This window comes from Vibrio sp. 10N.239.312.D08 (genome assembly GCF_041466145.1).
Classification (GTDB): domain Bacteria; phylum Pseudomonadota; class Gammaproteobacteria; order Enterobacterales; family Vibrionaceae; genus Vibrio; species Vibrio crassostreae_C.
Window position 1 is genome coordinate 1 of the sequence record NZ_JBFSSD010000116.1, and the last position, 1,454, is coordinate 1,454.

Genomic DNA, 1,454 nt, shown 5'->3' on the forward strand with positions numbered 1-1,454 from the left:
CCCGCCATGGTGGTGAACTCTTCAGTGCGTGTGTAGTATTGCCATTGCTCTTTCGCCTCGGCAATATCTTCCGGTTGGTAAGCGGTCATTAGGCGTTGGACTTGTGGTTGTTCAAACTGTTTTTCTAGGTAATTCTGGAAGCCTTGAATTGAATTGGCCGTAAAGCTGGCACTGCCAGAGTTTAGGCGCGTTTGAGTATTCGAGAGGGCGTTCAAGTCCGATTGGCTTTGCATGGCACTTACACCAAGAGATTTGGTGTTGCTGGCGTTAATCGCAAAGTCATGCGCAAACTGCTCAACCGACGTTCGGGTGTCTTTATTGTCCACCTGCGTGCCGGCACTGGTCACGGCATTGGCCCCTTCGGTGTATTGCTGCGTGGCTTGCTCAAGCTGCTGCTTTTGCTCGGTATTCATCTTGCTGTAAGCCGTACGTTCATCATCAGACCATTTCACGCCGCCACTGGCGCCTAAATTGAATGGCGATGCCCCTTTACCGGTGCCTACGCCGCCCTCGAAGCCGCCATAGACACTTTGCAGGTAAGCTTTTGATTGGTCTTTCGTCCAACCCGTTTGTTGAATCACGCTGTCAACCGCCGTTTGCATGTCATTCATACCTTGGCTGACTTGAGTGTTAAAGCCACTGGTATTGCCTTCACCGTAAGCCAGGTTTTTACCCACACTATCATGCCAGCGGTCGCTCAGCGCCGCGCCTCCTTGGAGGGTTTGAGCCAGTTGGGTGCTAGTTTGAGCAAGGTTTTGCTGCGTTTGATTGCGGGCATTCGCCACACTCTCTTGCAGCATGCTTTGCGTGTTGGCGCTGATGTTGCCGCGACTGGTGGTTTGTGAGCTGTCGTAGGTGGTGCGCCCATCTCCGTGTTGTGTGGTCACCGAGCCGTCTGGGTTTTGGGTGTAGCTGTGACCTTGGTTGGCGAGGGTATTGGTATCAAACTTATTGGCATGGGTGTTGTTCATGCTGTGGTTGTCAATCTGCATACTGCCAAAATCCAGATTACCCGTGGACGCTGCAGCGCTCGCTCTGGCATTGGTCGAGTTAATCATGCTCGAGAGCTGGTAGTTCATGCTCGACATGACTTCTTGACCGCCTTTTAAAATGCCTTTGGCTATCATAGGGACGCCTATCATCAATATACCCGTGATCCAGGCGAAGCGGCTGTGAAGCTCATCGGCGGCGTTCGCGTTGGAGAGGACGAGCCCTCCGAACTTACCCGAGACATCCGTAGACAGAGATTCCAATCCCCAAAGCTGAAAGCCGTTGATGATGGCAAACAAGGCTGGCCACGTGGCCAAAAAGGCAAACGTCCCAAAATAGTTTTTTAACACCATCATGGTCAAGCCAGGAATGACCGCGGCCCCGGCCACAAAGAAGCCTAGGCACGCGAACAACATAAACATCATCGTATGGAGCATCGGCAAGTATTCTCTTGCCATCAAACC

1 protein-coding gene is annotated in these 1,454 nt (G+C 52.3%); it reads right to left on the reverse strand.

Going from position 1 to position 1,454, the window contains the following annotated elements; all coding sequences use genetic code 11:
* Positions 1 to 1,454 (reverse strand): conjugal transfer protein TraG N-terminal domain-containing protein (locus tag AB6D58_RS24410; protein ID WP_372158790.1); only part of this gene is annotated, 1,454 nt, incomplete at both ends.